Origin of the sequence: Candidatus Cybelea sp. (genome assembly GCA_036489315.1) — a bacterium.
Taxonomy (GTDB): Bacteria; Vulcanimicrobiota; Vulcanimicrobiia; order Vulcanimicrobiales; family Vulcanimicrobiaceae; genus Cybelea.
The window spans coordinates 1-24,178 of sequence record DASXFZ010000040.1 but is presented as its reverse complement, the minus strand read 5'-3'; the positions used below and the strand labels follow the sequence as shown (position 1 = coordinate 24,178).

Below are 24,178 nucleotides of genomic sequence, written 5' to 3'. Positions count from 1 at the left end.
GGTTACGGTCCGTAGGGAGCCACCGGCGCCGGCGCGACGCCGGTCACGAGTCCGCTCGGCGAGAGCTCCGACGTGTAGCTGAACTTGTAGGCGTTGCCGGGATAGGCGTACACGTCGATCGATCCGTTATCCGCATCGCCGCAGAAGAGCTCTTTTCCCTTGTGGTCCAGCTTGCACCAAATCGAGGATCCCATCAGCGGTGCGGTCGTCGCCGATCCGTTGTAGGGCGGTGCAAACACGTCGATCGTCTCGGCCAGCCAATCGGTGATGATCAGGTTGTTGTGGCGATCGAACGTCGGGGCGCCGGGCAGGCCGAGGCTCACGCCGGAGAGCTGCGTGCCCGGGCATCTTCCCCTTTGGAAATTCGACCACGTTGGCGACGTTGTTCGATTCGAGGTTCGAGACGAAGACGTTCCCTTCGCGGTCGCTCCCAATGCCGAACAAAACGGCGAACGAGGGATCGCTCAACGTCCCAAGCTGTTTGCCGTTGTTCTTGTTGTAGACCCCGACCGTCGGCGCGCCGCTCGTGTTGTTGAGATTCAAAATATAGACGCGTTTGTTGCCGGAGAATCCAACGTCGGCCGGTTCACCCGTCGTGTCGGGGATCGTCAGTTTGGCGGCGCCGCAGTTGGGTCCGTACTCGGTCGTCGTATTCGCGCGGCCGTCGGGCACCCAGAGATTTCCGCCGCGATCGATCGCGATGCCGTTGGTCGACGAGGCCGGTTGGCACACCGTCGGCGGCTTATTCGTTTTATCGTTCAAAGGAAACCACAGCACGCTCGAGCCACCGAACTGCGCAACCGCGATGTGGTAGGGTTTTCGCGCGTCAGCCCCAGGCGGCGCCGGCTTCATCCAGCTCGGGCGCGTGGTATGCGGTTTGAAGCCGGCGGGAAGCACGGAACGCGCGCCGTCGCTTCCGGTCATCGGCTGGTACTGCCCGAGTGACGGGCCGGTTGTTGGCTGATAGCCGGAGCAAGCTGCGAGCGCCGCGATTGTTGCCGCCGCGCCGAGCGCAACGGTGAAGGCTGAGGAACGCATGATGAGTTTTTCTCTCCTAAAAGAGGCAAGGGCGATTCGTTGTGCCTTCCGTTATGCAGACGGCGTGCCGATTCCAGCCGCACGAGTCCCACGTTAGTCCCAAGCTTCGGCGGGTCGGCCCCGCAACGGGCAAGAACAGGCGTCTACCGATGCGCAAAGACGAGACCCGGCTGTGGGCAGCGATAACGCTCCTGCGCAGCATTCGTAACCGCCGCGCCCTGCTGCGCCACCCGCTGGTCGAAGAGGCCTCGCATCGGCACAGCGAGCTTGCCGACCGGCTGCCGGAGATCGTCACCGCGCTCTTAGACGAGCTGAGTCTGGAATCGGAGCAGCACCGCCGCCGGTTTGCCGTGCTGCGCCGCAGCGACATCGAACGTGAGAGCCACATCGCGATCGCGCGCGAGATGAGCCTGTCGCGCAGCCAGTTCTATCGCGATCTGCGTGAGGCGCGCGCGCGTTTCACCGAAGGCTTGGAAGACTATCTTGCGCTGCGCGCCGGCGACGATCTGGGTTTCGCCGGGCGCCTTCCGCAAGGCGCGCGCTTCGTCGCCATCGACGCGTTACGTGACGGCGGCCAGTTCGACCGCGCCCGCGACGTCGCCGCCGCGCTCGCGCAGGAGAGCGATGACGCCGCGCAGGCGAGTCGAGCGCTCTGCGTCCGCGCCGAGTTGGAGATCGAGCTCGGCGCCTTCGCGCACGCGCAGACGACGACCGCACGAGCCCGTGCGCTGCTTGCCGATGTCACCGACATCGGGATGCGCTGCGTGCTCGACGCCAACTGCGATCTGCTCGATTTCGAAGCGGCGCACTGTCTGGGTACACCCGGGGCCGCATCGGCGCGAGCCCAACTGATCGAACGGCTGCGCGGCGATTACGCGCGCGATCGCCGGTACGCCGAAACGCTGGTCAAGGCGCTCGTTGCGGAGGCGTCGATCCAGTTCGAGCGCGACGAGGGCACGCGCGCCCTGGCGACGATCGATGAGGCGGCGGCGATTATCGCTCGCGCCCGCTCCACCGCCTCGCGCTTAGCCGTCGACGTCGCGATACGCGCGTCGGGAATCCGTGCGGTGCGGGCCGACCAAGTCTCGAACGCATTGAACGAAATGAACGAGCTCGTCGAAGCCGGCAGCCGCAGCGGGAACGTGCGCAGCCTGCGCTTGGGAATGCAGATGATGGCGGCCCATCTGCTGACGTTGGGCCGCTTGGAAGAAGCAAAACAGTTCGCACTGGAAGCCTGGGCGCTGATCGACCTTTTCGGCAGCGCGCTCGATCGAGTTATCGTGCTTTCGAACCTCGCGCGCATCGATATCCATCGGCGAAATGGCAACGAAGCCTTGCGCTGGATAAGCCTGGCGCGCGCGGTCTCCTGCGACGCCTTTTCGATCACGCAGGCGCTGGCGATCTCCGAAGCCGAGGCGCTAATCCTCGTCGGTCACCCCGAGCGCGCGGCCGGCATGGCGCACTCGCTCGGCGATCGCGTCGGAAACTGGCCGCGGCTTTTAGGCCGTGCGAAGCTCGCCGAGGCGACCGCCCTCTCCAGGCTCAAACGCGAACGAGAGGCCCGCGAGTGCAGCGAAGCGGCGGTTGAGTTTTCGCGCGGCACCGCGGGCCCGTTACTGCACCTTCGAGCGCTCGACCTCAACCTCAAGCTCGGCGGAAGTTCCGCGTCGCGCGCCGAGCTGCGCGACCTCAAAGCCGCGTTAAACGTCTAAGGTGCGGTCCTGGCTGCGCGCTTCATCGCGGCAGGCGATAGACGGTGCCGTAGCCGCCCTGGCAGCCATAGTGGTAGCAGCCAGATCCTCCCAGACGGGTGGTTCCAAAGAGGGTCGGCCCGTCGTCGGAGACGCCGGAAGCGGGGTACTCGCCATCCGGCAGCGCTTTGAAGCGATAGAGCACCTTCACGTAGCCGAACGTGCTCATAGAATAGACGACACCATATCCACTGTGCTTGTTTCCACCGTACTGGGTCGCGCCGTAGAGTGATCCGTTGACCGCGATCAGTCTGCCGACAGGGCGGTAGCCGTCAAGCGTTTCGTTCTGACTAAAACTGTGCACGACATGTTCGTTGCCGGAGATAGTGACTGCGTAGACCGTTCCACCTTCGCGCCTGCCGCCGAATTCGGAGCTTCCGTACAGTACCCCGTCCATTGCGACCAGCCCCGACGGCGTACTCATGTCGTAGGCTTGACCCGCCGAGTAAACAACGCGCTCTTTTCCTGCCGGAGAGATCGCAAAGATCGTGCCGTCGTCGAACCGGCCGCCATACATCGTCGTGCCGTAGAGCGTACCGTTGAGATTGACGAGGTTGCCGGTAGGAGCGCTGCCGTCGTTTGGCTCGCCCTTGAAGCGATAGACCACTCGTTCTTCCCCGGAAGGGTTAATCGAGTAGACGACACCGCACCCTTTCTTAGAGTCCCGGCACCGAATTCCGCCGCCGTTGACCGTTGTTCCGTATAGCGTCCGCTTGACCAGGGTCAGCGGTCCCTCGGGATTTGCTCCGTCGTAGCCACCCTGGAATGCATAGACCGCGCTCATCCCCCCAGATGGAGCAAGCGAGAAAACGATTCCGCAGCCGCGCAGGTTGGCGGCCTTGCACCGCTCTCCCCCGTAATACGTGGTGCCGTAGAGCAAATTATTGACTACTGCCAACTCTGCTTCTGGTTGCGCCCCGTCGGGGCGGCCTGCAAAGCGGTGAAGGACGGTCTCGCTGCCCTCTTTTGTGACCTTGAAGACCGTGCCGCAGCCTTTTCCTCCGCACGCCGCGCCGCCGCCGCCAACGGTCGTCGAGCCGTAAAGATCACCGTCGAAGGGAATTACCCGTGCACCGGGATTCTGGCCGTCCGGGCTCGCTTGAAAACTATAGACCGAGTTATATCCCACCAGTGGTTTGGCTAAAGCCGGAAGGTCGGGGCGGCCGCCCACAACGGCGCGCTGCGAACCCCCGCATCCCGCCAGCAATGCCGCCGCCGCGCCGACACTAAGCGCGTAGCCTCTGAAGTCTAAAACCATCGTTGCAGCTCCTCGCACCGTTAAAATTGCGTTACGCGGAAATACTTCGAGTTCGCGGCGCGAAGTCCCACCGCGAACCGGGGCTAGCTCGTCGCCGGTTCGCCGAAGTTCTGCCGCAGCGCCTCGCCGATTCGCGCGATCGCGTAAAGAATTCCCGCCTGCGTGTCCCCGCTCGCGAAATACGGCTGCGTCTCTTTCACGACGTCGTCCCAGAACGCGCCGCCGACACGCTCGTGCAGTTCCTTGTCGCCGATGATCGCGAACTGCCGCGCGTTGGGGGCCACCAAAATCAGCGCACCGTTGCGCGGCTCGTAACGATGCAGCTTGAGCGCGCCGAACTCGCGCTTCGCGCGCTCGAACGCATCGACGCTGCGATCGGGAATCACCCGCACCGCGATGCGGCCGCTCGTGCCGTCTTCGGCTTGGGCGATCGCGTGCGCGATCTCCGCGCGATCGGCCTTGGTCACGGGCTGAAGTTGACGGCCGGGGCCTGCTGCGCGCCCGGCTGCGCCTGGAAGTAGGGTTTCTCGGTAAAGCGGCTGCCGAACATCCCGACGATCATCAGGGTCGGGAAGGTGTCGCGTTTCGTGTTAAAAGCGCGGGCCGTGTCGTTGTACTTTCGCCGTTCGAAGGCGATGCGGTTCTCCGTCCCTTCGAGCTGCGCTTGGAGCGTCTGGAAGTTCTCGGTTGCTTTGAGCTGCGGATAGTTCTCGACGACCGCGAGCAGCCGCGAGAGCGCCAACCCGAGAGAATCCTGCGCCGCCGCATACTTCTGGAAATCTTGCGGATTGTTGATCGCGTTCTGCACGACCTGGGGTGGAATCTGCCCGACGCTGGCGCGCGCTTTGGCGACGTCTTCGTACGTGCTCTTCTCGAAGTTCGCTGCGCCTTTGACGGTCGCCACGAGATTCGGCATCAGGTCGGCGCGCCGCTGGTAGACGTTCTGCACCTGCCCCCACTGGGCATCGACCGCCTGGCTTAGCGTCACCAGCGAGTTGTAGGTGCCTGCTATGAAGAGCCCGGCGATCACGACGATCGCCACGACGATCAGCGGACCGGCGTACGAAGGACGTTGTTGCATCTCGTGCAAATGCGCCGCAATGCGGCCTGCCCCTTCCTCGGGCGCCCTTTTATTGCGAGCTTTGCTCGCCGCAATTCCTATTTTTGCGCTCTCGTTCGGCGTGCTTTTCGTCAATCGCGTCGAGCCGCGGCTCTTCGGTATCCCCTTCCTCTTCTGCTGGATCGCCGCGTGGGTGCTGCTCACGCCGGCCTTCCTCTGGACGATCGGCCGCGTGGAGCGGCGCTGGTGAACGGCATCACCGCGCTCGCGATCGTCGCCGTCATCGTCTTCGGCACGATCGCCTTCGCGTTGCTAGCCGTGCGCGGTGTGAAGATGAGCCCCGAGCAATACATCGTCGGCGGCCGCAGCTTCGGGGCGATCTTCCTGTGGGTACTGCAAGCCGGCGAAATCTACACGACCTTCACCTTTTTGGGCGTCGCGGGCCTGGCGTATTCGCAGGGCGCGCCCGCGCTCTACGTCGTGGCGTACGGGACGATCGCCTACATCATCGCCTACTTCTTGGCGCCCGCCGTCTGGCGAGTCGGCAAGGATAATAACCTGCTCACCAACGCCGACTTTTTCGAAAATCGCTACAACAGCCGCGCCCTCGGCGTCGGCGTCGCGCTGCTGTCCTTCGCGATGGTAGTGCCGTACGTGACGATTCAGCTCAGCGGTTTGCAGATTCTGCTGCGCATCGCGGGCTACGGCGCCTACAACGCCACCGCCGCGGTGATCGTCGGCTTCCTGGTGATGGCGCTCTTCGTCTTCAGCGCCGGGCTGCGCGGCACGGCCTGGGCTAGCGTCGTCAAGGATATCCTCGTGCTCGGCGCCGTGCTCTTCGCCGGCGTCGCCATTCCCATGCACTTCTTCGGCTCGCCGCTCGGGCTCTTCGAACGCGTGCTGCAGACGCATCCGCAGATGCTGACGATGCCGCCGGCGGGCGCTTTCCACGGCACGTTGTGGTACGCGTCGTCGGTGCTGCTCTCGGCGTTGGGCTTCTACGTTGGGCCGCAGACCTTCAATAGCGTCTACAGCGCGCGCAGCGGCGACGCGCTGCGCCGCAACGCCATCTATCTGCCCTTCTACCAAATCGTGGCGGCCCTGATGGTCTTCGCCGGGCTTTCGGCGGCACTGATCAATCCCGGCCTCACGGGGCCAAATGTCGATCAATCGTTCATGCTGGTCGTGCAGCGCTACTTTCCGTCGTGGATCCTTGGCCTCGTGGCCGGCGCCGGCGCGCTCGCGGCACTGGTTCCGGCGTCCGCGCTGCTGCTCGCCGCCTCGAGCGTCATCACCAAGAACGTCTTCGGCGACGCGTTCGGCGTCGCGACCAGCGATCGCGCCCGCACGCGGCTCACGCGTATCATCGTCGTGGTCGTCGCGGTGCTGGCGCTTGGCATCTGGATGATCGCCCAGAAAACGGTCGTCGAACTGCTGCTGCTCTACTACAATGGCGTCACGCAGTTCTTTCCCGGAGTCGTCGCGGCGTTCGTCTGGAAGCGCGCGAACGCGTGGGGCGTCGGCCTGGGCATCCTCGCCGGCGTCGGCATTGCCGTTCCGCTCGCCGCCCTAAACATTTTTCCACTGGGTATGAACGGCGGCTTCGTCGGATTGCTGGCCAACGTCGTCGTCTTGATTCTGGTCAGCCTCGTCACCCGCCACAAGAGCGCATAGCCTCGCATCGCTTTTCGCGTGTCATCCTGAGCCTGTCGAAGGACCGTCGAAGGATGCCCCACCAAAAACCGCAAACCGCCCAGCATGCCGAACGCCTCCACGCTTCTCCGTCTTCTTATTTGTTTTGGGGTTCTCGCCGGCTGCTCGCACGGCATCGGCTTTACGCCGTATCCGAACGAACAACTCGCGCAGCGGGAGCAGCCGCTCGCCGGCAACCGTTACCAGCAGATCTATAGCTTTAAAGCGGGCATCGATGGCGCAAATCCGATCTCCGGGTTAACCGAGATTAATGGCACGTTCTACGGCACGACGTACGGCGGCGGCACGTCGGGCGGCTGGGGCACCGTATTCAAAGTTGCGCCCGACGGTGCCGAGCACGTCATCTACAAGTTCAAAGCCAACAGCGACGGCGCGCATCCCTACGCCGGCCTCACCGGCGTCAACGGCACGCTCTACGGCACCACGTACCAAGGCGGAACCAGCGGCAGCGGAACGGTCTTCAAAGTCAGCACGACCGGCGTCGAAAAAGTTCTCTACAGCTTTAAGGGCGGAAACGACGGTGTCTATCCCTACGGGCGCCTCATTGCCGATGGCGGGCAGCTCTACGGAACCACGTATACGGGCGGCGGCGGTTACGGCTGGGGCATCGTCTTTCGCGTAAGCCTCTCGGGTGCCGAAACAGTGATCTACCGCTTCAAAGCCAACGACGACGGCACGCACGACGGCGCGCATCCCTACGCCGGTCTGATCGTCTACAACGGAATGCTCTATGGCACGACGGAGCAGGGCGGCACCAAAGGCAACGGCACCGTCTACAAAGTGTCAACTGGCGGCAGCGAGCACGTCGTCTACAGCTTCAAAGGCGCCCCCGACGGACAGTATCCCTATGCCAAGCTCCTCGCCTACAACGGCGCGCTCTACGGTACGACCTACCAAGGCGGAATCGGCTCCGGCTGGGGCGTCGTCTTCAAAGTCACCCCGGGCGGCACCGAAACAATCCTCCACAAGTTCAAACCGAACGCCGACGGCGCGCATCCGCAGTACGCGGGGCTCGTCGAGGTGGGCGGCCTTCTGTACGGCACGACGTACGAAGGCGGAACACCGCGAAACGGCACCGTCTACAGCGTCACGCCCGGCGGCACCGAGCACGTCGTCTACGCATTTAAAGGCGGCCCGGCCGACGGTGCGCATCCCTACGACGGTCTCGCGAACTCAAACGCCACGCTTTACGGCACGACGTACGACGGCGGCGCCGATAACGCCGGTACGGTATTCAAGCTAACGCCTTAATTCGAAGGGCTCAGCCGTTGCGCCAACGACGATCGTCAATACGCCCGGCTCGGTCGGCAAATTGCACATAGCGCCTTTCCGACCGGCAACTCGGTATGATTCAATGCCTGATGAATACACTGGATTATGCCGCGGGATAGTACACAAGGGGCCACAACGTCCGATTCAGGGGTCGCGGGCTGGCTAAACTGAATCGCTATGGTTCAATGGCTACGTTCTCACCGCGCGCCTCGGCGCTCAGTTTTCTCATTCGGTAAGTGATCTCGGACACAGCGCGCAAGTCGTCGCCATTGTATTCAAGAAGCGATTCCTTAATTCGGCTCCTCGCGGCACGACTGCGCGAACTCTTGAAGCGTCGATAGAGCGCCTCTGCCTCCATCCCTCCGTTGATCGTGCTTCTGCGGGGCACGCCAAAGAAAGCCGAAACCTTCTTAAGATCGAGGGTTGGAATCGGGAGACGGACGTTCCGTTCGGCGTAGTGAAACATATCCAGGTGTCGGTCAAGGAATGCTTGCAAGACATCGTCCAACCCATACCTGTCGGCGGCCTTTTTGAGCTCCGGAATTTCTGCGCTTCCACCGGCCCACGTAACGACCGGAAGGTTCGGGTGTTGTGCGATTTGATCGCCTAGTCGGCGAAGGTTGGCTCTAATCTCCGCTGGGCCATTGCCCCACCATTGAAGAATGTTCGTTCTGCTCTCGGTGACTAGAGACAGTCCGATGAGATAAATCCATCCCGGCTCCGCTGCAATATATTCGAGATCGACCGCGATGAAAGATGAAAAGTCGAGAGGTGTTTGACCGAATAAAACTGGGCCTTCGCTAAAGTAGCTCGCCGCGTGGTGCTTCCAGGAACGCACAGTTGATTCAGACACGAAGTGGCGATGTGGCCGAAGATCGCGCGATACACTCTCTGGATCGCAATCTCGAATGTGCTCCAAAGACGAGATGCCAAGGTTCGCCAAAGCACGGGCGCGTGAGGCTCGCACGCCGTAGATCAAAGTTGTCCCTTTACGCTCTCTAATGTATTCGTCGACTTCTGGTCGGGTAGCGCAAACTTCGCATGCGCAAACACGTGGCGTGACACCATCGCGACGAGCACGCCGAACGTCTTTCACTAGTCCCCGTACGACCTCGAAGTCTTGCTCGCGTAGCTCTATTACAATCTGCTCTTCACCGAATGCCGTTCGGAGGATGAGCATTCCTCTCGGCTCCGAGCGCATGGTTCGATATGGCTCTAAGAGCGTGTGGTAAAACGCCAATTCAAGCCGGTCTTCGCGGCGAACACTTGCATGCGACTTAATCTCGATGGGAATGAGTTTCCCACCTTCTGTCTTCACTCCATCAGGTTTACCATAAATTTTCAGCTTGACGTTTTCGAGCATCGGTAACCCAAAGAGGACGCACGGTTTCGAAAACAAGGTTGGCAGCACATCGTACGTTAACTCGGAGGGTATTGGAAGGGGTACAGCCGACGCCCTAACTGTTCGTTCGAAATCTCTTCCCGCTTGTATAAGTTCGTTATTAAACTCTCCACCTAACTGCTCAAGCGAAACATAGCCCCGATCTACAAGAAAAAATGCATAGGGGCAGGCGCGAAAGCGGATGATATCCGTTTTGGTCACCCATTGTTCGTCGCGCGCCGATAAGCAAGGCTTCGCTGTGAGCCCCATGGAGTCTCGAGTGCCGCCTGATCGGCTTTTCTTAGCGATCCGACGCTTCGTGGACATGACGCCATTATATTGGCGTGGTGAGAGGCTGGGCCTTCGTCTAGACTCGGCTCGTGCCGAGCAAGAGCTACACGGCGACGATCAAGGCTTTTCGATCCAATCTCCGGCGGCAGCGCTCAGCTCTTGGACTCTCGCAGGAAGAGGTCGCCGAGCGCCTCGGGATCGCTACGAGACACTACCAAAAGATCGAAAGCGGAGAGCTCAACGTGACCATTGCGACGCTATGCAAAGTGGCAGATGCGCTTCGCAGCGATGCTGCGACGCTCCTGAGTCGGAAGTCCGTCGGCTAGGCGCGCGAAGCCTCTAGGGCCTCGATACTCGCTCATATAGCAGAACCGCCGCTGCGGTCTCGCGGAAGGCCGTATCATAGCCGAGCCTTTCCTCATTCGCAGGCAGACCTTGCAGCCGGTGCGAACCTGGTCCGCAAAATGGCTTCGTAGGCCGCCATTATGTACGGCAACCGCCCAGGTTGCGGTGAAGCGGGGTAGCATGCCAACGACGCGAGGAGCCGCTTTGAAGCGGTATCTTGCAAAGGTAGCAGATATACGGGCGTCCGGACACGCCGTTGATGAACTCTCCTACTATCCGGCATTGTCTGAGCTTTTCGAACAGATTGGCTCGCGCCTGGAGCCCCAGGTTAAGCCCGTAATGAATATACGCAATACGGGGGCCGGATTGCCCGATGGGGGCCTGTTTACAGCCGACCAGGTACGTCGTCGGTCGTCTAACGTTCTTGCATCTAGTATCCCGGGGCGCGGCGCAATCGAAGTAAAAGGTCCGAGCCAGGACATTGACGCCATTTTCAAGTCGGAACAGGCGAAGAGCTACTCGAAACGTTATGGGCAAGTGCTCCTTACCAACCTTCGATCATTTGCGTTAGTTGTTGATGACGCTGAAGGTCGTCGGGTAGTCGATTCTCTCTCACTCGCGGATGATGAGCCTGCCTTTTGGAAGCTCGTCAACGAAGCGACAAAATCCGATAAGGCAATAGCCGAGCAGTTTGAAGACTTTCTAGTCCGGGTCCTACTCCGGGGCGCGCCATTGCGAGAGGCGCACGACATTGCAATGCTACTTGCATCATTCGCACGCGAAGCCGCAGAACGGATGCCAATGGCAGACCCACCGGGCCTTCTCGCGGTCCGCGACGCCTTGGAAAAATCTCTTGGGTTGAAGTTCAAAGGCGAGGATGGCGACCACTTCTTCCATTCCACGCTGATACAGACTTTGTTCTACGGCGTATTCTCCGCGTGGGTACTTTGGTCAAAGGACCCGCAACGCAAGGCAAGCGACAAGTTTCGATGGCACGATGCTGCGTGGCATCTTCACGTGCCGATGGTTCGCTCGCTCTTTGAACAAATCGCTACACCATCTATGTTAGGCCCGCTGCGGATGGCCCCCATTCTTGATGCGGTGGCGGACGCTCTAAACCGCGTTGATCGGAGGCAGTTCTTCAAAGCCTTCGATACAGGCCGTACCGTCCAGCACTTTTACGAGCCGTTTCTGCAAAAGTTTGATCCGGTGCTACGAAAAAAGATGGGTGTATGGTTTACGCCTCCTGAAATTGTTGAATATATGGTAGCCCGCGTAGATCGGGTCTTGCGTGAGGAGCTAGACTTAGCTGACGGCTTGGCGGACCAGCGCGTCTATCTCCTAGACCCTTGCGCCGGTACCGGCTCGTTTCTCGTAGCTGCCCTGCGCAAAATAGGTGAACATCTAGGTGTCGGAAAAGATGCTTCGGCAGCCTTGAAGCTCAAGAAAATAGCACTCACAAGGATTTTTGGCTTCGAGCTAATTCCAGCTCCATTTGTCGTCTCGCATCTTCAAGTGGGCTTGTTGCTGCAATCTATCGGTGCCCCGCTGAAACAAAGTGGCAACCGGGAGGAACGGGCGCAAGTCTATCTCAGCAACGCTCTCACGGGGTGGCGAGTCGAAGACGACACGAAACTTCTTCTTCCGTTCCCCCAGTTCGCTGAAGAACGCGATGCTGCTAACCGCGTCAAGCGTGACACTCCCATCATCGTAATCATTGGCAATCCGCCCTACGATGGCTTTTCCGGAGTAAGTCCTGAAGAAGAGCAGGGCCTTATCGATCCGTACAAAGAGGGCTTAAAAGAATGGGGCTTCACCAAGAACAAGCTGGACGACCCCTATATTCGTTTCTTTCGCATCGCAGAGAATCGAATCTCGCAACATGAGCCATATCGCGGCATCGTTTGCTATGTATCAAACTACTCATGGGTAAATCACAAGACCGCTGCCCCCGTTCGGCAAAGCCTGCTAAGTCATTTCGACCAGTTCTGGATCGACAATCTCCACGGAAATCGACAGATATCCGAGTACGGACCGGATCGTAAATCGAGCGAAACGATCTTTGCTTTGGAGGGGTTCTCTCGGGGAATCCGCCAGGGTGTCGTCGTCTCCCTATGGCTTAAGCGCTCGCGGGAGCACCTGGAAGAGCCTGTTGTGCTCTACCGGGATGACTTCAATGATTCGCGCGCTGAAGCTCGACGCCAGCACATGGTTCATTCATTGTCAGACTCTAATCCCGATAGCGAATATGTGGTTGTCAAACCAGAGCGGAGCCGTTACTATTCCCTCAAGCCAGCCGCTGCATTACCAGAGTATCGAGAGTGGCCTAGCATAGAAGATATCTGTAAACTACCGGCGTCCCTCGGCCTCAACGAAAACCGGAAGGGAGCCCTCATGGACGTTCAGCGTGACACGCTCATTGAGCGCATGAGGGCGTATTTTGAAGGCTCCGATGCTGCAACGTTGCGAAGGTTAGGCGGAGCGGGCTTACTAAGCGACGCTGCTCGTTTTGACGCCCAATCTGTGCAGACTGCGATGAGAGGCCTGGGATTTTCTGTGTCCTCCGTCCATCGCTTCTTGTACCATCCATTCGATAAACGGTGGGCATATGTCGCGGGACATAAGCTTTGGAACGAATGGCGACCTCAGCTTGTCCGAACCCTGGGACACCAGACCGTGTTCATAGTTTATCGCAAAAACGCGGTCGAACCAAACGATGGAGTACCTTTGCTCGCATCTAGGGATATCGGCGACCAACATGCGATGCACAAAGACGCCTATTTCATCCCACTGCAGTATACGACCAGCGACGAGCGCGGCGGCCACGTTAAACTCTTCGATGACAGTCACCCAAACCTCTCGGATGCGGCAGTAGAATATCTTAAAACCTTAGGCTATTCGAGCGACCAGATCGCTAAAGGTGAAGCTGACCTCATTTGGTATCATTTTGTCGCGATAGCAAACTCTGCTCAGTACATGGCCGAAAACGCCGACGATTTGGCCGTGCAAGCTCCGCGCTTCCCACTACCGCGCTCGCGCGAAATGCTTGTGTCATCCGCCATGCTCGGTCAACAGATCGCCACAATGACGGACCTTGACCAAGAAGTTGACGGCGTATCGCGGGGAAAGGTAGCCAAGGACTTGTCTTCCGTGGCTACCCTGACGAAAACAAATGGCGATGCCGTCACGGAAGATGACCTTTTGGTAAATGCTGGATGGGGACGTGTTAGCAAGAATGGGATTACCGGAGGACGGGGCAAAATCGTTGTCTGGGAGGACGGGAAGGCGGTGGAAACCGAGGACGAAGAACAAATCAAAATCGCCGCAGGCAACATCGTTCTTGACATTTACATTAACGAGAACGTGTGCTTCAAAGGTGTGCCTCGCGAGGTTTGGCAGTATTCAGTAGCGGGTTATCAGGTGCTCAAGAAGTGGCTTAGTTACCGGGAACAGGCTGCCTTGCACCGGGTCCTCGACATTGATGAAGCGCGACAGTTCACTCAGATAGCTCGGCGAATAGCCGCGATCCTGGAAATGGGTGAGCGTCTAGACGCCAACTATCGTCAAGTGAAAGGCGCCACGCGGTGAACCAGCGGTCCTGGACTGGGGTCCTTACCGGACGCTCCGGTACTGTGCTGCAACTCGCGCAATCGATCTTGCATTGCAAGTGCGCGGGCGAGCGCGGCCCTTCACGATTTCGCGCCAGCGTCGCGGCGATAAGCCAATATCGACAGCCGTGAGTTCTTGCGGAAAACCAGCGAGGAAGGCGATATCGCTCGCCAAGTCTTGGCGGACTGCTCCGAGGTACTCTTGGGGCTCCGCTCCGTCGAGCGAGGCACCTTCGTCCTCATCGAGCCGATCCACTTCCTTTCCGATACGCGCGAGGTAAACGGAGCTCACGGAAAGCCTTCGAAGCACGCCCCTGGCGTCTGACCCCGCCCGATTGCCGTTCAAATCAGCCGCCTTACCCTCCGGATGGCAGCGGTACTCCCGAATGTATTCGTCCATCCGCAGGACCGGAATCGTACCAGCATGGTGCTCTCCGCTCCAATCCAAAACCAATTTCCGGCTCGTACGAAAGTCAACCCACGGCACGTTACGCGACTTTGCAAGCTCGCGTTCGAATGGTGCGATTGGAAGCACGTCGTGCGAACTAGTTAGGAATGCTGGTGTCACGGATTGCACGAAGCCGAACGGCTTTACTCGTGAGTCGTAGCTTCGGCCACGGTTGTAGGACTCGAAGCGCTTCAAGACAGACGGTTGACTGACGGGAAACTTGCGCCGCAGCGGAACATCGAAGGCGATGAGTGGCAGAGCCCGACGCTGCTGCCTAGGGCTAATACCTGGAAGCTCATGGAGCAGGATCGAAAGCCAGACGCGACGTGCTAGCTTCTTCGTTGTCTCCTCTCGTGAACGTCCGATGATTGCACCGAGGCCACTTTCGGAGGCCTTAATAATCTCGATCCGCCCGCCGGGTCGAACCCGGAATAGCACATACCGCTTTGCAGATATCGCAAAGCAGCGAAGATCGAGCGTCTCCTCGTACTCAACCTTCAGCAAATGGGGAACGGTGTCAGGATTGTAAGGATTCAACGCATCGAATCTCATCACGATTTCGCCGATGCTTGGCCTTTGAAGCGAAGCCACGTTGCTTGGGCATTCCTCGCCGCATACGATTCCGAGGCTGTCCGTATCACAAAATGCGAAAACCCCATTACCTGCGGCAACTTCTTGTTCGAGCAATGCGAGCATGAGGCGAGCGCCGCCGGTTACAAGGCTTGCGATAATCGGATTCGCGAAAGCCCCTGGGCGCTCGTTATGCACGTCCGGGCAGAGGTAGGTCATGTCCGAATAGATCATTCCAGCGAGCGGGTCGCCTAGATTGTGGGGCGTAACGTTGACCTCGGCGAAAATACCGTATGCTCCGCTCGCTGCCATTTGCTTAAGTCCGAGTTCGAGCGCCCGAAGTTCTCCATGTGTTTTTGCGGTTCTCTTCGCCCTCTGGCGTTCTTCTACGATGGTCTTAAATATGGGCCCGCATTCCCCAAGCGACACTTGTCCTCGAAACAAGACCGCTTTGGGCTTTCGAGCCTTGTCCTGCATGATGAATCGGAAAGCCCTAAGAATCTTTGGAAGTCTCCCGCCGAGCAACTTTGAGCCAATCACGTCCGCCAGCGTACACCAGCGACCTTCTGGAGCTTGAAACGGTGTCACCGCTATGGTGTAGGGTTCATTCCTAGCCAAGCGCATTCGTACCGGGAGAATTGCGGAACCTGGCTCGACCAGAACGAGACAGTTGAAAAGCCGCCACACCGCCTTATCGAACAGATGTGCGGCGGTCATTTCGTTAAGGAGTTGCTCAATCTCCGACGCAGGGACTTCGACGGCAGCAATCCTTCCCGATATCAGGCTCTCCAGGTCTTGCAGGATAAAAATAGATGCGTACATTGACGTGAAGTCAAGTATCGTTACTGGTACCTCCGACCTTCGCACGCGTACTTCTGCTCGACCGCCGAAGTAAGAAGCGCTGCCATGCCCCAGATGCTCCGGATCGAAGTCCGGTTGGGCTTCCAGTAGCGGCCGGAAACCAAGGAGCCGAAGATATTGTTTCGCGATGCTGGCGCTGGAATAGAGTTCTCCCATGTAGGCCACATGCTTAAGCTTGCCTCTTTCGTTCTCAAACGTTGCGAAGGGATGCTGCCCGTATTCGTTGCGCAGCTTTCGATATAACGCCCATGTAACACGAACATCCTGGCGCCCATAGAGTAAGGTCCGTCGATTTACTTGTCCCAGTTCGTCGATATCCATCTTGCGCGAATGCGTATGAAACGCTTTACACGCGCTCTTGAGACTATGATGAAATCCGGTAAAAGCTCGCGTAAGCGTGCTAAGATCAAGAAAGCGGCCCTTGAAAAACGGGAGTTCCCAAGGATCGAGTTTCCTCTTTGGGACGAACTCGATGAATGCCGCGCGCCCCGACGCGCTCTCGATCCGAAGGTCCGGCCATCGTAGACGACGGGAAAGAACGAGGCGAAAGCGCCGGCGATTCTTTCCCCGCCCGCATCCTGCGTGAACCGCGATCCTCGCGAGATCAAAAGGTAAGTTGAAACCCACGCAAAGGGTGCCTCGCACGTAGACCTCTGGGTAGAATACCTCTTCCACGAAAACTTCTCGGCTATAGATGTGAACGTCGCTCTTGGCTCCATACACGTTCATCGCTTCCATGTCGTCATGGGCGAGCACATCGGCGACGATCAGACCTTCCCGAATAAGCCAGTCATCCTGGTAGAGCCTGAAGAAGCCGAACAGCAGCCGCTGTGCATGATCTGTAGTCGTCTCCGTGTCGAAGACCAGCACCCGCTCGCCGTACGGCTGAGGTCTGAAGGTAATACGACGGGACTTCGTTTTACGTTGGTGAGTTTTCGGTTCGACCCAAGCGCGGATTGCTGTCTCCACGGCGATCATGATGGCACCTCAGCGTAGATGTGTCGGTCGTATTCGATTCCCACCGTGTCCGCGAAATATCGATCCGCCTTGACGTTCCACGCGGCCCAGCCAAATAGGGATAAGGCTACGATTCCGAAGAAAATGCCCATCGAGTCAGCCTCTTCGCGGACTGACGCGATAAGCAAGAGCACTAGTGCCAAGCCGATTTCAAAGGCGGCCTGTTTGAGCAACGCTGATCGATTTAGGTCGCGCAACCGTAACTCAGGAAAGTGATCCTCAGCCTCGTCCGATTTTATTGCATGATGATTGAGGCACAACGGCTCAATCAATAAACTGTTTGCACCGCCACTGAGATGATCGCGTTCGAGCGCCCGTAAGTCGGACTCGTTGCATACCACGCAAGCAGGGTATGGATAGCCAGCCTCGACGAACCGTTTGCGTTTGCGTTCGAGCGCTTTCGCGGAGACCTGCCTTTGTTTGGCACGGCAGTTGAGACAAGAAATGATCGCTTCTTCGCCAGTTGTTCCCAGGACGATCAGAAATCGGCAGTCTCTTGCGCCGCAATAGTTACAAACCGGGTTGTCCGTGCCCAGCTTAACTAGCTTTTTAATTATACGCGTATCACGCCGATTCTGGTGCGGGTAATCGCTCATGATTCTGGCTCCGACGCGTAGATATCAAGGAAATGCACGGCTCCGGCGCGAGCGAGCCGATTGAGTGTTGTTCGGTCAGTAACGAAGGCGTACGTCTTGCCGTCGCTACGAATCGACAGGCCCTCGAACAGTTGGAGGGAGCTTTCATCGCCGGTTATAAGGAAAGCTCGCACGGCGTTGTTATAATGACCGATCTGCGAAGCAGTTCGCGAGCTGGTCGTTAGGACCGAAATCTCGCCTGCTGGCGTTAGCATACGCATGGGTCGCGGCAGCCGGTCCGTCGGCTTAACGTCAAACCGGCCAGAGCGCACGTCTAAGGCACTTCCGACGTATTTACGAATAGTCGTCAAAGTAGTTCCGCTCGATGTAGCCGCTTTCGTGAGCGACAGATGCGGATTGCGGCGCTTCAACGCGACCGTATCCAGGCTGCGACGATACGCGTCATTCTGACGCTTCGTCATCGCCTTGAGGTGGATTTTGCTAACTTTCTTGGGTCTTTTGCGCCTTGGCATGGTGTGAGAACCTCCTTAGGGCGGGGAGTGGGAGGCCTACAGCATGGCTCCAAGGTTGCGAGGCATTGTCCTCAGTAAATCGCGGAAAAATGGACGCCTTGCGCGAACACTAAAGGATGGAAGAACAAGTCATTCCACGACGCGAGGTCTTGCAGCAGATCGCTCGTGCGGGCTATTCGGTGCCGGGCGACGACCAGGTAGATCGCTGGCACTCAGCCGGGCTACTCTGCGAGTCACGCCCGGGAAGATCGCCCGCCTACGGATACACCGCGATACAGCGAGATCGGCTCATCTCGATAGCCCGCATACTTGCTCGCCTCGAATCTAAACGGGTCCGTAGTAGCGAGATCGCGTTCTGGCTCTGCTACGAGGGAGCGCGCGACATAAGTCCAGAGCTCGTTTGTGAGCACCTCGATTTAACAGTGCGATTGTTTCAGGGCTTCTGGCTTCGCACAATTAACGGTCTCGGCAGGCGAAACGAAGGGTTTCACCTTGGAATCCTAGGCACAGCGAAGAAACTCGGGGGCTACCTGGCTCGGAAGATCGTGCTCAAGGTAATCCCCAGCTTGGGGCGGTCTTCCTTAGCAAGAGAGGTCGCGGCAGCTTTGATCGCCCTCGTGTTGCATACGTCCGTGAGGCCGTCACCACCATTCGGCGCCATAGCACGCGACGTGCGGCAATTGGCTGTCGTAATCGGGAATAACCCAAATCCACCAGCCGAACAGGTGCTCCAAACGCTGCTCTCCGAGACTTCGGAGTTCTCACAACTGCTACGACTGGACGGCGAAAATGCGATGTTGATGGCGGTAAGAGAGATTGCCACGGGAAATCCGACGAGTGTCTACTGGGCGGTCGAACTTGTAGCACGATCCCTTCCCGCCGTAGTCTCGGCATTTCCTAGGATGAATGCGTCCGATACTGATTGGCTCGGCCCCAAGGACAAACAGGTCGTTGATCGATTTCTCGCCCCGCTGCTGTGTGCCATGACAGCCACTTGTCGCGATAATGAGTATTCGAAGAAACTGGCGCAACAAGTGCGCGCTGGAAATATGGAACGGATCATCGCTGATGTCCAGTTGGTAAAGCAGTGGGCCGACCAAGTTGGTAGAACGATTTCATTTGGGAAGGTGTCACATGAATCTATCTAGCGTTCTTACCGTTGACGGTTACGATGCCAGTCTTTACGTCGAACGAGGCCATCTCGTGGTTCGGGACGGGTTTCCGAGCGAGGGCGAGGTCCGAGAAATCCGATTCCCGCGAGGCCGATGCGAGATCGAGCGCATCATCGTGCGGGCTAAAGGAGGAACAATGTCCATGGGGGCTATCGACTGGTGTGCCCGCATGGGGATCGCAGTTTCGTTCGTGGCCTCGGATAGCACGTTGCTCAACTGCCTGGTGCCGGACGCCCCGCACGACGGACCTGTCAAGCGGGCGCAGGCGATCAGCGCAGTGACCGATGACGCATTGCTCCTCGCGCGCTACCTTCTCACGAAGAAGATGGATTCGCAGGTCGAGGCCATCGAGCGAGACTTCGCGCGCCTGAATATCGGAAACGCGAGCGCGCGAACGAGAGCCGTCGAACAAATCCAGTCTTGCATCGCGTCCCTGTCGGCGGCCAAGACGCTAGTTGATTTCCTGACGCTTGAGGGGAGAGCGGCTCAGGTTTACTGGGAGCTTCTCGTCGCTACGCCTCTGCCGTGGCGGGAATGGGCGCTGAAGCGAATCCCGAGACATTGGGCCGCGATCTCGCCTCGTACGAACGGACTGCGGGAGCGGGTTCGGGATGCTACCGATCCGTTCAATGCTGTGCTCAACTACTGCTACACCTTGCTCGAAGTGGAGACGCGAATCGCTTGCGAAGCGGTTGGGCTCGACCCAGACCTCGGATTACTCCACGTTGATGATAGGCTGCGAGAATCGTTCATCTACGATCTGCTGGAGCCTCTGCGGACCAAGGCCGATGTCTGGGCGCTGGAACTGCTTCACAAGCAGAAACTGGTTCCTGCTATGTTTCACGAACTGCGCGACGGCGTTGTCCGGCTCGATCCTGACCTGACCGAAACTCTCGCGTCTGCCCTGGCGCCCCGGTTCGCCGAGGCCGCCCTCAGAATAGCGAATGATTATGCAAAGCAGCTGCGCCGAACCACGATCCCACGTCGATTACTGCGTGAGGCACCGAAGCCAATAGCGGAGAGACGAAGGATGTGGAAGCGGGCAAAGTGCGGGTACTGTAAGGAGCCGTTACCGCGCAAAGGTTTAAAGTTCTGCGGGCGAGATTGCTACTTGCGCTACAGCGTCGAGGTCGCCAGGCCGATAGAAAAAGCGCGGGCCAAGCTCAACCAAATGCGCGAAGCGGGATTGAACCCTGGGCATGGCGGTACTGCGGCTAAGGCCCGTGGCGCGGCGCTCGCAAAGAACAACCGGCTTGGTATTACGGGGCGACGTGCAGCTAAAAAGTAGTCAAATCGAACCGCGAACCGATTACCCGCCGTATCGATGACAGCAGCCGAAGGAGCTTTGATTGACCCGACCTTCGAGGTCCTGATCAGGGCTACCGAACAGCCGCCATATCCGGTGTTGCCGAAGCTGAGCGCGATTGAAGTGAGCGAGGGCGACCGGACGTTTGAAAGTTTGGTGATCTCTCAAGAGAATAACCCTTTTGAGACGTTACTTACTTGCCGAGACGACGGTAGCTTTCGGCGGACCGATATGGGGAACTACGGCGACATTGCTCCCGTAATTGGAGCCACAGCGTCCGATCCGGCTATTGAACTTGCTGGGGGCTTTCTGCGAGGCTTCAGCAACCAAGATGCTAGGGTCGATTTTCGTACCTGGAAGCGCCACATTTCCGAGGAGGAACCGGCCACAACGGTATGGGTACTCGTAGGCGGCCCGACGGCCGTTATATTTCCGGATAGGATTCCCGTTCCCCCAGGAGTAGTTCGCCGTTGGTTCATGGAGCGCGGGCTGCGATGCAACATTGGTGGTGCTCCCGCCCTGATAAGACAGCTGATTGACGTTCCCGAGTTTCCCAAACAAGAAGCGACCGCCTTTGCTGTCGCTCGGGTCGGCTCATGTCCTGAGGTGGAATGGCTTGCCGCGTTGCGGATCGTCCTTTCTTTGGCTGTTGGGACGTGGCTTGAACCGGCCTTTCAATACAGAGCAAACGGAGACGGCGGCCTAACGTGGCTACGAGCGGACACGATAAACACTTTTACTAACCGGCCACCGACACCAGCAATAGGTACCATACATGCTGGAGCTATGCGCGTTTTCGGCGACCAGCTTGAGCGTCTACTCGACCGGTGCAAGAGCCTCCTTGCTGATGCTGTTCGCATCGATGTAGCGATGCAATACCTGCTTTCTTCCCATAACGGAACGGAGGCAGAGATTCGCGATATGTGCTCCGCAATCGACGCAATCGCTGAATCGCGGTTACTCGAAGCGTCACACCAGCGCTTCATCTCAAAAAAGCGCCTTCCCATAGTACGAAAGGCCATTGACGACTTTCTCAAAGGGCTACTTCCTCGGGAAGAGTCAGGTTTTCGTAAACGCGTGGGGGACATCTTGGGGCTAGCAGTAACCGATTCGTCAAGTGAAAAGCAGCGCCAGCTTTGGAAAGCCACGGGCATCACTATCAATAAGGCAGAACGTGATGCACTTCAACACCGTCACGCAATGAGTCACCCCGGTTTTATCGCTTTCGACTACGATGACAATGCTCAATGGCAGTTGATCTTCCGCCAAAGCGGATTGCTTAGAACCCTTGCGAATCGGATGCTATTATCGATCTTAGGTTTTGCTGGCAACGCCCAAGAATACTTTGGGACTCAGGAAACTGCGGTAGTTCCCGTTGTCCTAAACTCCAACGGAAGAATAGGCCGCGTCGAGCCTAAGCGAGCTTGACTCTAGGTCATTTCAAGACCGCCGCACGCCGAGGAGCGGTAAGAGTGCGTCATGCTGCCACACTGTGACGAGCCGATGCTCGCCGAAGAACTCGTGCTCCATCCGTTGAACGAGGGCGCGCCCGCCGAAATCCTCGCCATGATATAACTCGATAGCTGCGATGAGCAGAATTAAGCTTGCAGCAGTTCGGATAAGCTCATCCTGACGTTGAAAATGCAGCGACCGCTCACCCCGTTCGAAGCTGTCGTTCTCAGCTTTGCGAAAGGCGTCCAATAGCGCAACCTGGCTGCCGTGAACCATCCCGCTGCCAAGCGTGTATTCAACTTCTAACCAAGCGAGAAACTCTTCGCGCGAAGTATCTTTGACGCCCATGCGGGTCAGCGTGGCGTTCATCATCTTGCGAAGCTTCGTGAAGCTTAGTGCAGGAGGTGCAGCATCCAGGTAGGCTTTGAATGCGGCGTACTCCGCGTCTGACATGGTGCGCTTGAGGTTCAGCGCCGCTGGTTCCATGAGCTTACGAGCCATCGCACCGGCTTGTAAGCCATCCTTCTCCGCACGTCTTGGTGAACTGCTGTACTGATGGGTTCGGTACGCGTATTCGGACAGGCAGCGATTGAGTAGTCTCGCGGCTCGAACCGACCCCTGGGAGCCAATCATAATCGCGGCCTCTGATACATCCCAGGCCGTAGTTGCCAGAGTTAGCTGCCAGAGCAACACGAACTTAAGCTGTTCGCTAGTTTCGGCTTTCATGTTCGCTTCCAGAGATTTGATAATCTCCGGTAGCAGTTGACGCGTATCCTGCCCTAAACTAACACGAGCCGTTATGGCGTTGCTTTGCTCACTCATGGCCGACAATAGTTCACCGCGCTCGGACGGTCACCCGTTACTTCTTTAGGTGTGAGAATAACCTGTTTTCAATGCGCGTGACATTATTAAGGAATGCGTCGATCTCTCCAGCCTTGCCTAACGAAAACACGCCGTTCATTATCTTTAGGAAGGCTATCAAGTATCGGCAGATATCCGCCAGGGTAAAGTTAGGGTCCGTCTCTCGACTATCGAACTGGATGCCCTGCGCCGTGAAGACTTCACGCATTCCGAGGACCCCTCCATGCATCGTCTGACTCCGTAGCCTGTAGTGGAGGCCGTAGGTTGCGCCTCGCTTTCGGCTCTTGCGCCCCATCGAATCTGGGACGCTCGGGGGTTCGCGGCGGCGCGTTTTCTTAGCGTGCGCGTAGAGTGCTGGACGTTTCCGAGCAAGTTGCAAGCACTCCGTCTTAAGCCTACGGTATCGCGCCATTCTCCGATCGTAGCCGAGGTCTTCCAGTAGCCATAATTCGCGAAACGGCTCGGTTTCAAGCTCCGTTTTTGCCTGCCTCGGATGGGTGGCAAAGTATTGCGCTTTAAATGTGTATTCAAATATCTGCCGCGCGAGAATCCTTTCCTCCCGGCCAAGGTTATGAACGGCCAGCGTTAGCGCGGCGTCCGAAGCCCCAAGGATCAACGCAGCATAGTACACGACCCAGGATTGTACAGGATCGGGAAACGCCTCGCGGACGACACCTAGATGATTCCTTACACTTATGTTTACCTGGTCACCCAAGTAGGGCTGTATACTTCGTAGCAGAGTCCAGCAGAGTTGCGCAACTTCCGAATCGATCCGTTCGTCAAGGCTATAACTGCACTTGAACTTAGGATTGGAAGTTCCGGATTGAGTTGTGTAAACAAACAACCCGCTCCGGGAGCGTGAGATCGGCATGGGCATGCCTTCCAAATCTTGGAGTTAGGTGCCTATCGTCCGCCCTCGAACGGCAAGGCAAGCGATCCAGAGCGGACGTTGTGGCCCCTTGTGTACTATCCCCTGGATTATGCCGCGGGATACTACACAAGAGCCGCCGCAGTTCCGGTGCCGCTTGCTTCCGAGGGTTTCATCGGGGGATGCAGGCGTGGGCGCTGACCCTTAGCAGAATATATGCAGCACCTTTACGATGCCGCTTAGGGCGATGCTGTAGACCGTCCCGCCGTTACAGACGCCTTCCACGACCGGTCGTGCCGTAAAGCAACCCCTTTAGCCTAGTCAGCTCTCCACCCGGCGAGCCGTCGGAAGTCGCGAAGAGCCTGATTGCGAAAAGGCCCCGCGATCGCGAAGCCGTGCAATGGGGCAGAACGGCGGGGCTTACGGTAGCAGCGGAGGTGAATAGGCCGTCCCGAACGGGTCATAGAGAGCGTTGCTGATTTGACGGCGTGACGGCATAGTCGAACCCGGTGCAAACTCGACGACCACCATGCTTCCCGCGTCGACTACGTAAAGCCAACCTTGTTTATTCACCGTTATCCCTGCAGGTAGGTCCATGTCGCCCGTAATCGTTTGATACGGCTGACTCTGACCTGAACGATACTCCTCGACATTATCTGTGGCTTCATTGGCTACGTAGAGAGTACCATGTGCATCGACGGCAATGCCTACCGGAGCGGTCACGCCGTCAGTGATCGTTCTTGACGGCGACTTGCTGCCATGCGCGTAGACTAGGACGCTGTACGGACCGTTTCCGTT

20 protein-coding genes are annotated in these 24,178 nt (G+C 58.3%); 9 read left to right on the top strand and 11 right to left on the bottom strand.

What is annotated here, in order from left to right:
• Nucleotides 1-2: 2 nt before the first annotated feature.
• Nucleotides 3-323: a hypothetical protein gene (locus tag VGG51_08350; GenBank protein ID HEY1883037.1), complete on the bottom strand. Its 321-nt coding sequence runs from the start codon at nt 321-323 to the stop codon at nt 3-5.
• Between the two features lie 236 nt (nt 324-559).
• Between VGG51_08350 and VGG51_08345 the strand changes: the two genes are divergently transcribed.
• A complete protein-coding gene (locus tag VGG51_08345; protein ID HEY1883036.1) occupies nt 560-814 on the top strand; it encodes a hypothetical protein in 255 nt (84 codons plus the stop codon).
• 373 nt (nt 815-1,187) lie between these two features.
• On the top strand, nt 1,188-2,750 hold the full coding sequence (locus VGG51_08340; GenBank protein ID HEY1883035.1) for a hypothetical protein: 1,563 nt from the start codon (nt 1,188-1,190) through the stop codon (nt 2,748-2,750).
• Between the two features lie 22 nt (nt 2,751-2,772).
• On the opposite strand, the gene VGG51_08335 is transcribed toward VGG51_08340, so the two are convergent.
• The 3 genes from VGG51_08335 to VGG51_08325 all read right to left on the bottom strand — a co-directional run bounded on the left by VGG51_08335 (nt 2,773) and on the right by VGG51_08325 (nt 5,128).
• Nucleotides 2,773-4,047 (bottom strand): choice-of-anchor tandem repeat GloVer-containing protein, encoded by a 1,275-nt coding sequence (locus VGG51_08335; protein ID HEY1883034.1) that lies wholly within the window; start codon nt 4,045-4,047, stop codon nt 2,773-2,775.
• Nucleotides 4,048-4,130: 83 nt separating this feature from the next.
• Nucleotides 4,131-4,514: a TPM domain-containing protein gene (locus VGG51_08330; protein ID HEY1883033.1), complete on the bottom strand. Its 384-nt coding sequence runs from the start codon at nt 4,512-4,514 to the stop codon at nt 4,131-4,133.
• A complete protein-coding gene (locus tag VGG51_08325) occupies nt 4,511-5,128 on the bottom strand; it encodes a LemA family protein (GenBank protein ID HEY1883032.1) in 618 nt (205 codons plus the stop codon). Before VGG51_08325 ends, VGG51_08330 begins: the two co-directional genes overlap by 4 nt.
• Before the next feature lie 52 nt (nt 5,129-5,180).
• Between VGG51_08325 and VGG51_08320 the strand changes: the two genes are divergently transcribed.
• From VGG51_08320 to VGG51_08310, 3 genes are all read left to right on the top strand, one after another.
• Nucleotides 5,181-5,357 carry a DUF3311 domain-containing protein gene (locus tag VGG51_08320; protein ID HEY1883031.1) on the top strand — a complete coding sequence of 59 codons (177 nt, stop codon included), beginning with the start codon at nt 5,181-5,183 and terminating at the stop codon, nt 5,355-5,357.
• Nucleotides 5,354-6,781 (top strand): sodium:solute symporter family protein, encoded by a 1,428-nt coding sequence (locus VGG51_08315; protein ID HEY1883030.1) that lies wholly within the window; start codon nt 5,354-5,356, stop codon nt 6,779-6,781. The genes VGG51_08320 and VGG51_08315 overlap by 4 nt, the downstream gene beginning before the upstream one ends.
• A gap of 84 nt (nt 6,782-6,865) precedes the next feature.
• The gene (locus VGG51_08310) at nt 6,866-8,071 is read left to right on the top strand and encodes a choice-of-anchor tandem repeat GloVer-containing protein (GenBank protein ID HEY1883029.1); all 1,206 of its coding nucleotides are present in this window, start codon (nt 6,866-6,868) and stop codon (nt 8,069-8,071) included.
• 196 nt (nt 8,072-8,267) lie between these two features.
• Here the strand turns inward: VGG51_08310 and VGG51_08305 are convergent, their stop codons facing one another.
• Nucleotides 8,268-9,743, bottom strand: coding sequence for a ribonuclease H-like domain-containing protein (locus VGG51_08305; protein ID HEY1883028.1), 1,476 nt, complete (start codon nt 9,741-9,743; stop codon nt 8,268-8,270).
• Nucleotides 9,744-10,313: 570 nt separating this feature from the next.
• Here VGG51_08305 and VGG51_08300 point away from each other — a divergent pair.
• Nucleotides 10,314-13,697, top strand: coding sequence for a type ISP restriction/modification enzyme (locus VGG51_08300; protein HEY1883027.1), 3,384 nt, complete (start codon nt 10,314-10,316; stop codon nt 13,695-13,697).
• Nucleotides 13,698-13,721: 24 nt separating this feature from the next.
• On the opposite strand, the gene VGG51_08295 is transcribed toward VGG51_08300, so the two are convergent.
• The 3 genes from VGG51_08295 to VGG51_08285 are packed head-to-tail and all read right to left on the bottom strand — an operon-like array spanning nt 13,722 to nt 17,670.
• A complete protein-coding gene (locus tag VGG51_08295) occupies nt 13,722-16,574 on the bottom strand; it encodes a hypothetical protein (protein ID HEY1883026.1) in 2,853 nt (950 codons plus the stop codon).
• On the bottom strand, nt 16,571-17,209 hold the full coding sequence (locus tag VGG51_08290) for a hypothetical protein (GenBank protein HEY1883025.1): 639 nt from the start codon (nt 17,207-17,209) through the stop codon (nt 16,571-16,573). The genes VGG51_08295 and VGG51_08290 overlap by 4 nt, the downstream gene beginning before the upstream one ends.
• Complete coding sequence (locus tag VGG51_08285) at nt 17,206-17,670, bottom strand: hypothetical protein (GenBank protein HEY1883024.1); 465 nt, start codon at nt 17,668-17,670, stop codon at nt 17,206-17,208. The genes VGG51_08290 and VGG51_08285 overlap by 4 nt, the downstream gene beginning before the upstream one ends.
• Nucleotides 17,671-18,401: 731 nt before the next feature.
• Here VGG51_08285 and VGG51_08280 point away from each other — a divergent pair.
• The 3 genes from VGG51_08280 to VGG51_08270 are packed head-to-tail and all read left to right on the top strand — an operon-like array spanning nt 18,402 to nt 21,627.
• Nucleotides 18,402-18,869: a hypothetical protein gene (locus VGG51_08280; GenBank protein ID HEY1883023.1), complete on the top strand. Its 468-nt coding sequence runs from the start codon at nt 18,402-18,404 to the stop codon at nt 18,867-18,869.
• Nucleotides 18,856-20,181, top strand: a complete 1,326-nt coding sequence (gene cas1 / locus VGG51_08275) for a CRISPR-associated endonuclease Cas1 (protein HEY1883022.1) — start codon at nt 18,856-18,858, stop codon at nt 20,179-20,181. Before VGG51_08280 ends, cas1 begins: the two co-directional genes overlap by 14 nt.
• A 36-nt stretch (nt 20,182-20,217) precedes the next feature.
• Nucleotides 20,218-21,627, top strand: a complete 1,410-nt coding sequence (locus tag VGG51_08270) for a hypothetical protein (protein ID HEY1883021.1) — start codon at nt 20,218-20,220, stop codon at nt 21,625-21,627.
• 12 nt (nt 21,628-21,639) lie between these two features.
• On the opposite strand, the gene VGG51_08265 is transcribed toward VGG51_08270, so the two are convergent.
• From VGG51_08265 to VGG51_08255, 3 genes are all read right to left on the bottom strand, one after another.
• Nucleotides 21,640-22,473 (bottom strand): hypothetical protein, encoded by an 834-nt coding sequence (locus tag VGG51_08265; protein ID HEY1883020.1) that lies wholly within the window; start codon nt 22,471-22,473, stop codon nt 21,640-21,642.
• Nucleotides 22,474-22,510: 37 nt separating this feature from the next.
• Complete coding sequence (locus VGG51_08260) at nt 22,511-23,383, bottom strand: hypothetical protein (GenBank protein ID HEY1883019.1); 873 nt, start codon at nt 23,381-23,383, stop codon at nt 22,511-22,513.
• 417 nt (nt 23,384-23,800) lie between these two features.
• The coding region (locus VGG51_08255) for a hypothetical protein (GenBank protein ID HEY1883018.1) at nt 23,801-24,178 on the bottom strand (378 nt) is incomplete at its 5' end.

Bases quoted from the DNA above. Each gene is read 5' to 3' on its own strand.
- VGG51_08340 (HEY1883035.1), top strand. From the start codon at position 1,188: ATGCGCAAAGACGAGACCCGGCTGTGGGCAGCGATAACGCTCCTGCGC.
- VGG51_08335 (HEY1883034.1), bottom strand. From the start codon at position 4,047: ATGGTTTTAGACTTCAGAGGCTACGCGCTTAGTGTCGGCGCGGCGGCG.
- VGG51_08325 (HEY1883032.1), bottom strand. From the start codon at position 5,128: ATGCAACAACGTCCTTCGTACGCCGGTCCGCTGATCGTCGTGGCGATC.
- VGG51_08310 (HEY1883029.1), top strand. From the start codon at position 6,866: ATGCCGAACGCCTCCACGCTTCTCCGTCTTCTTATTTGTTTTGGGGTT.
- VGG51_08305 (HEY1883028.1), bottom strand. From the start codon at position 9,743: ATGGGGCTCACAGCGAAGCCTTGCTTATCGGCGCGCGACGAACAATGG.
- VGG51_08295 (HEY1883026.1), bottom strand. From the start codon at position 16,574: ATGATCGCCGTGGAGACAGCAATCCGCGCTTGGGTCGAACCGAAAACT.
- VGG51_08290 (HEY1883025.1), bottom strand. From the start codon at position 17,209: ATGAGCGATTACCCGCACCAGAATCGGCGTGATACGCGTATAATTAAA.
- VGG51_08285 (HEY1883024.1), bottom strand. From the start codon at position 17,670: ATGACGAAGCGTCAGAATGACGCGTATCGTCGCAGCCTGGATACGGTC.
- cas1 (HEY1883022.1), top strand. From the start codon at position 18,856: ATGAATCTATCTAGCGTTCTTACCGTTGACGGTTACGATGCCAGTCTT.
- VGG51_08270 (HEY1883021.1), top strand. From the start codon at position 20,218: ATGACAGCAGCCGAAGGAGCTTTGATTGACCCGACCTTCGAGGTCCTG.
- VGG51_08265 (HEY1883020.1), bottom strand. From the start codon at position 22,473: ATGAGTGAGCAAAGCAACGCCATAACGGCTCGTGTTAGTTTAGGGCAG.
- VGG51_08260 (HEY1883019.1), bottom strand. From the start codon at position 23,383: ATGCCGATCTCACGCTCCCGGAGCGGGTTGTTTGTTTACACAACTCAA.